This window comes from Variovorax sp. YR752 (genome assembly GCF_943372545.1).
In genome coordinates this window covers 1-6,480 of sequence record NZ_CALRZC010000338.1, presented here as the reverse complement: position 1 = coordinate 6,480, position 6,480 = coordinate 1, and the positions used below count along the sequence as shown (strand labels likewise).

Genomic DNA, 6,480 nt, shown 5'->3' with positions numbered 1-6,480 from the left:
CGTGCTCGCCACGGGCACGCTGTGGGTCGCGATGCCCTGCGGCCTGCTCTACTCAGCGCTGATGCTGGCCGCGCTGGGCAACGGGCCGTGGCAGGGCGCATCAACGATGGCGCTGTTCGCGCTCGGCAGCAGCGTGTCGCTGCTCGCCGCGCCGTGGCTGTGGCAGCGCCTGCGCGGGTGGGGCGACAGCGGGGCGCGCCAGGCCTGGGGGGCGCGGCTGGCGGGTGTGCTGCTGGCGGCGGTGGCAGTGCAGGCGCTGTGGATGGACCTGAGCCATCGCATTGCGGACTGGTGCGGCTGAGGCAGACAGACTCCTGAAAGTCATCCCAGTGTTGTGATGTTCGGCACGTCCTTGCGGAGTGATCTCCACCACGGTTGCTCAAGTCCGGCGGATGTGTTGTGTGGCACACCGATTCTTGCGCAGCGGCAGCGTGACTCACCTCGGGTTTGCTAGACGTCCTTGGGTCGAATTGCTGAGGCCCAATAGGTGCTGTTGGAGGAATTCGTGCCAACTCAGAAATTCGCTCTCATGTCAAAGTCAAACGAACGATCTTCCGTAGCCGCGCAGTTGATATTCCAGGCTCGCTCCGAGCTCCCCGTGTCCGTTGAGCAGGCGGTGCGAAGGATCCGAAATCAACTTCGCAAGTACTCAGCGCGATCTGTTGTTGATGTGGCGTTGCATGAGCTCTGGACGGATCGTGGATCCCGTCTGGAAAACCTGAGGGCTGCTCCTTGGATTGCACTTCTTCTCGTGAAGTGGGCATTGCAAGATCGGATGGCGCATATCAATCTAGGGGAGCGGATATCTATTGCTGTTTTCGACAATCTCCGTCAACAGGTCTGGGACTTGCCAACAGCACTAGACGGAGTGAGGTCGGGAGGTAACGCAACAGCAATGCTGCGCAAGCTCTTGCAGCAGCAGGTAGAGTTTCAGCGCGCGGCGGGATGGGGCTTCTTGCGATGGGCTGCTCTCATTGCGCGACGTCCGCCCAATGACGCGCTATGGCAGCGCTTTCGGGAGACACTGGGAGTCACCCCTGATACCTATATGGATCTATCGATGGCGTTGTTTGCCAGCACGATGGAAGGACGTAGGAATATTTCAGATCGATTCTTCGACCCACTTCTCCCTTCGTACGGGAATGCCGTGGGGCAGTTCATGAATCTGTTCGTGAGAGATCTCTCCGCGCTGCGCGATGAACTTCAAAAGCCGACCGCCCAAGAGGTCCGCGGACGCGCAGAGCTAGCTGAATTTCCCTACCTAAGACGTTTCCCATTCATCCGCCTGTCACCCAGTGAGGTCACATGCTGGCATCCACTGGTACTCGCTCGAGGACTTGAGGATGCAGTTCACCTTCGTCTTTCTGACTATGGCGAGAGGTACACCCAACCGTTCAGCCGGATTTTCGAGAGCTATGTAATTGAGCTTGTCTTGGAGACGATTCCGGATGCCGTTACCGAGGCTGACTACGAACGTGCGCTAGGAGCCAATGCGGCGAAGGTAGAGGCGCTCATCCGAGAGGATGGTTGCAACATTATGGTCGAGGCCAAGATGGCGCTCTTCACGGAGTCCGTGATCGTGACGGATGACCCTGAAACAGTGTTTCGCAAGACCGCGCGCGTACGCGACGCTGTGTTTCAAGGCTGGAAGGTCAGTGGCGCTCTCTCGTCGCCTGTCAATCCCTATCACGGCGGTCAGCAAACGGAGAACTACTTGTTGGTGGTCACCAGCCGTCAACTACATCTCGGCTACGGTGACATGCTTGCCAAGCTCTATCCCTCTGGAAAACTCGCCTTTCCAAATGAGCAGGCAGAACACTTATTGCCGTTGCAGAACATCTTCATACTTTCAATCGAAGAATTTGAAGACCTCATGGGAGGCGTGCATGCCGACGGTACTTCACTTTCATCCCTGTTGCGGAAGGCCGCAGCGGACAACAGCGATCCGAGCACCGCGAAGATGTACTTTTCGGATCATCTGCGTGGGAACAGACGTCACGGGCATCAACCGGCATTGATTTCTCAAGCTATTCAAAACTCGGAAAATCGGCTCAAGAAAGTTCTCAGCGACGACGGGGCCACTGAGCGTTGATCTTGGCGTGCAATTAACGCTGAACTAGGTGTGTAGCGTTCGGATCATCAGCCGATGCTCTCGATCAGCAACGCCTGCAGCACGAACCGCCGGTTGTCCGCCGCCGCGGTGCGCTCGCCCAGCAGCCCCGCGAGCGCGGCCGTGGGATGGCTGTCGGCCGCCGCACCGTCGTGCACCGGAATGCCCGCGTGCTGGCCGATCTGCCGCACCAGCGCGGCGTCGATGCCCTCGCAGGCCACGGCGTCGTACAGCCGTCCGAGCATGCGCGCCGTGTGCTGCAGCTCCTGCACCGGCGTGGCGGGCGAGAGGCTGGAGCGCATCGTCGCGACCTGCGCGCCCAGTTCCTCGGCGGCCTGGCGCAGCAGGGCCAGCGCGGCGCTGTCGCCGGCCTCGCTGAGCAGGCCGAGGTTCTTGCCGCGCAGCAGCCGCGGCGGCGCGGTGCCGTCGAGCGCGGCGCGCTGGAGCAGGCGCGCACGGCCGAGCAGGCTGGCTTCTTTCTGGGGCGACAGCGCAGCGGCGAAGGAGTGCATGGCAAGGTTCGACATGTGTCTCGCGGAGGCTAGCCAGCCTTGTGTTTCCCGCCTTGACGCACATCAAGGCCGGCGCCGCTGTTACACGCCGGACACAGAGCATTCACCCGACGTTACGCACCGATGCGGGCCGTTGTCACTGCGGGGCCTCGCGCTTCCTAGCATCGAGACATCGCCTGATCGCAGGCGAAAAAAGCTACACAAGACAGAACGCCGAGGAATCCCCATGCTCACGAGTGCCCGCCCCAATCCCCTCCTGCCGCTTCGGCCCCTTCCGACGGTGCAGAAGGAGGACGCGGGCCGGCGCACGGCCGAGCGCCTGCGCGTGCTGGCCGAGCAGCTGCAGCCGCAGCGCCGCATGGTGCACACGGGCGACGTGATCTACCAGGCCGGTGAACGCTTCGCCAATCTCTACATCCTGAACTCGGGCTTCTTCAAGATTGTGAATCTCTCGGCCGACGGCCGCGAGCAGGTGGTGGGCCTCAAGTTCCGCGGCGACTGGTTGGGCTTCGATGGCATCGCCGGCCAGCGCTACGTGTGCGACGCCGTGGCGATGGACACGGGCGAGGTTTGGGTCGTGCCCTACGAATCGCTGCTGACGGCCTGCACCGCGCACCCCGCGCTGCTGCAGATGCTGCACGCCGCCATGAGCCGCGAGATCGCGCACGACCGCGATTCGCTGATGTCGGTGTGCACGCTGCCGGCCGACGCGCGCGTGGCCGATTTCCTGCGCTACTGGGCCGAGTCGCTGGCCGACCGCGGCATGCGCACCGACGAGATCACGCTGCGCATGACGCGCGCCGAGATCGGCAACTACCTGGGCATGACGCTCGAAAGCGTGAGCCGCGCACTCTCACGCCTGGCACGCGACAAGGTCATCGGCTTTGCCACCAAGGGCCGGCGCGAGGTGCAGATTCCCGACGTGGGCGCGCTGTCGGCCTTCGTGCAGCGCTGCCTGGCGCCGGTACCCGCGATGCTTCAGTAAGAAGAGACGTCGCTCACTTCGCTCACTCGCGTGCGGCCAGCAGCGCCCGCGCCATCGCGCGCGCGAGTTCGCTGCGCGAATAGGGCTTGCGCAGCAGCTCCCAGCCCGGGGGCGCTTCGCGGTCGGCGTCGAGCAGCTCTGCCGAGAACCCCGACATCAGCAGCACCGCAAGCCGCGGCTGGCGTTGCACCGCTTCGGCGGCCAGCCGCGTGCCGCGCATGCCGGGGCCGAGCGCGATGTCGCTCAGCAGCAGGTCGAAGGGCGTGGCCTCGGCCGCCATGGCGGGCAAGGCCTGCTCGGCGTTGGCAGCAGTCGCGACCTCGCAGCCCAGCGTGGTGAGGAAGGTGTGGACGACCTGGCGCACCTCGGCGTCGTCTTCGACGAGCATCACGCGCAGGCCGGGTGCCAGCGTGGCTTCGGCTTCCACTTCAGTGAGGTCTTCGTCGACAGGCGTCGCAGCACTCGCCGCGTCGGCCTCGACCTGCGGCAGGTAGAGCGTGACGGTGGTGCCGGCGTTGACCTTGCTGTCGATGGCGATGGCGCCGCGCGATTGCTTCACGAAGCCGTACACCGTGCTCAGGCCCAGACCGGTGCCGCGCCCGGCTTCCTTGGTGGTGAAGAAGGGCTCGAAGATGTGCTCCATGACCGCCTCGGTCATGCCGGTGCCGCTGTCGGCGATGGAGAGCGCGACAAAACGGCGGCCGGCATCGGCGTCGCTGAGTTCCTGACGCACGGTGGCGGGCAGGGCGTCGCAGGCTTCGGCGCGGAAGTGCAGCCGCCCGCCCTCGGGCATGGCGTCGCGCGCGTTGATGGCGATGTTCAGCAGCGCCGATTCGAGCTGGCCCGGGTCGGCGCGCACGGCGGGGCAAGGGTCGGCGGCGTCGATCTCGATCTGGATGCGCTGGTCGAGCGTGCGGCGCAGCATGTCGGTGAGCGAGTGCAGCATCTGCCGCACGTCGACCGCGTCGGGCTGCAGCATCTGGCGCCGAGAGAAGGCCAGCAGCTTGCCCGTGAGTTCGGCGCCGCGCCGGCTGGCGCGCGCGGCGGCGGCCACGAGCTGCTGCGCGTAGCCGTCGGCCGCGAGCTGCGGCAGCTCTTCGAGCACCTGCAGGTTGCCCTGGATGATGGTCAGCAGGTTGTTGAAGTCGTGCGCGATGCCGCCGGTGAGCTGGCCCACGCTCTCCAGGCGCTGCGCGTGGTTCAGCGCCTCTTCGGTCTGCACGCGCTGCAGGCTGGTGGCCAGCAGGCTGGCCACCGATTCGAGAAAGCGGATTTCTTCGTCGCCGAAACGCCGCGCGGCCGTGGCGCGCACCGACAGCATGCCGGTCACGCGGCCCCGGTCGGACAGCGGCACGGCCAGCGCGCTGACCAGCCCGGCCTCGAGGTACGCGGGCGGCACGGCGAAGCGGCGCTCCTCGCGGTAGTCGGTGACCACGACGGGGCAGCCCTGCGAGAGCACGTAGCCGGGTTGCGTATCGGGCCGGTTGGCGATGCGCAGGCCGACGCTTTCGTCGGCGAGCAGGCCCACGCCGCTCGCGAGGCGGAATTCGCGCTGGCTGCCGTCGAGCAGCCACACCATCGCGACCTCGACCTGCAGCGCGGTCGCGACGATGTCGGGCACCTGCGCCAGCACCACCTGCAGGTCGCGCGTATCGACGGCCAGGCGGCCCAGTTGCGCCAGGTGCTCGCTGTAGCGCGCGCGTTGCAGCGCCTGCTTCACGCGCGGGTAGGCGCCGATGTCGCGGATCGCAGCCACCACGAACGGCAGGCCCTGGTTCTGCAGCGGGCTCAGCGCGATCTCGACCATCACCTCGGTGCCGTCCTTGCGCTTGGCAACGAGTTCCATGTCGGTGCCCATCGGGCGCGGGCGCGGCGCGCGGCCATAAGCCTCGCGGAATGCGGCGTGGCGCGGGCGGATGCTGTCGGGCACCAGCGCTTCGACGCTCAGGCCCAGGAGCTCGTCGGCCGCGTAGCCGAGCATGGCGGCGGCCGAAGGGTTGGCCAGCACGATGCAGCCCGACTGGTCGACCACCAGCAGCGAATCGGGATACGCCGCAAACAGCGAGCGGAACACGCTGCCTTCCTCGACGCCCGAGGGCAGGCCGGGGATGGAGGGTGGTGTTGTGCCGTCAGCCATGCGTGACGGGCGGCACGAGGATGTAGCCTGCGCCGCGCACCGACTTGATGAGCTGCGGATCGTCGGCGTTGGCCTCGATCTTCTTGCGCAGCCGGCCGACCTGCACGTCGATCGTGCGGTCGAAGGGCGCAGCCTCGCGACCGCGCGTCTGCTCGAGCAGGAAGTCGCGCGAGAGCACGCGGCCCGGGTTCCGCGCGAAGGCGCACAGCAGATCGAACTCGCCGGTGGTCAGCGGCACGGCCTCTCCCTGCGCGTTGCTGAGGCTGCGCGCGGCGGTGTCCAGTCGCCAGCCCGCGAAGCGCAGGCGCTCGGGCGGCGTGGGCGCGGCGGCCGTCGCCACCGATGCGTCGGGTGTCAGGCGGCGCAGCACGGCCTTGACGCGTGCGACCAGCTCGCGCAGGTCGAAGGGCTTGGTCACGTAGTCGTCGGCGCCCACCTCGAGGCCCACCACCTTGTCGACCGGGTCGCCGCGGCCGGTGACGATCACGAGGCCGCAGCGCCAGTTTTCGCGCATGTGGCGGGCAATGGAAAAGCCGTCTTCGCCGGGCAGGCCGAGGTCGAGCAGCACGAGGTCGGCGGGGTCGGCGGCCATGAGCGCCCGCAGCGCCGCGCCGTCATGGATCTGGGTGACGCGAAAGCCGTGGCTCTGGAGGTAGTTGGCCAGCAGCAGCGTGATGTCGACCTCGTCGTCGAGCACCGCGATGTGGGGGGCAGAAGTCATGCGGGGGCTGGGAGA

6 protein-coding genes are annotated in these 6,480 nt (G+C 66.4%); 3 read left to right on the top strand and 3 right to left on the bottom strand.

Annotated elements, in window-relative coordinates:
* Both AAG801_RS39420 and AAG801_RS39415 read left to right on the top strand, forming a co-directional pair.
* Positions 1-301: sulfite exporter TauE/SafE family protein (locus AAG801_RS39420; RefSeq protein ID WP_341893325.1), on the top strand; the 301-nt coding region annotated here is incomplete at its 5' end.
* 297 nt (positions 302-598) lie between these two features.
* Complete coding sequence (locus AAG801_RS39415) at positions 599-2,092, top strand: hypothetical protein (RefSeq protein ID WP_341893324.1); 1,494 nt, start codon at positions 599-601, stop codon at positions 2,090-2,092.
* Positions 2,093-2,139: 47 nt separating this feature from the next.
* Here the strand turns inward: AAG801_RS39415 and AAG801_RS39410 are convergent, their stop codons facing one another.
* Positions 2,140-2,637 carry an ornithine carbamoyltransferase gene (locus AAG801_RS39410; RefSeq protein WP_341893323.1) on the bottom strand — a complete coding sequence of 166 codons (498 nt, stop codon included), beginning with the start codon at positions 2,635-2,637 and terminating at the stop codon, positions 2,140-2,142.
* Positions 2,638-2,848: 211 nt separating this feature from the next.
* Here AAG801_RS39410 and AAG801_RS39405 point away from each other — a divergent pair, with 211 nt between their 5' ends.
* Complete coding sequence (locus AAG801_RS39405; protein ID WP_341893322.1) at positions 2,849-3,607, top strand: Crp/Fnr family transcriptional regulator; 759 nt, start codon at positions 2,849-2,851, stop codon at positions 3,605-3,607.
* Positions 3,608-3,629: 22 nt separating this feature from the next.
* Here AAG801_RS39405 and AAG801_RS39400 read toward each other — a convergent pair whose 3' ends face one another.
* Both AAG801_RS39400 and AAG801_RS39395 read right to left on the bottom strand, forming a co-directional pair.
* Entirely contained in the window at positions 3,630-5,744 is a 2,115-nt protein-coding gene (locus AAG801_RS39400) for a PAS domain S-box protein (RefSeq protein ID WP_341893321.1), read from the bottom strand.
* On the bottom strand, positions 5,737-6,465 hold the full coding sequence (locus AAG801_RS39395) for a response regulator transcription factor (RefSeq protein ID WP_341893320.1): 729 nt from the start codon (positions 6,463-6,465) through the stop codon (positions 5,737-5,739). Before AAG801_RS39395 ends, AAG801_RS39400 begins: the two co-directional genes overlap by 8 nt.
* Positions 6,466-6,480 lie beyond the last annotated feature (15 nt).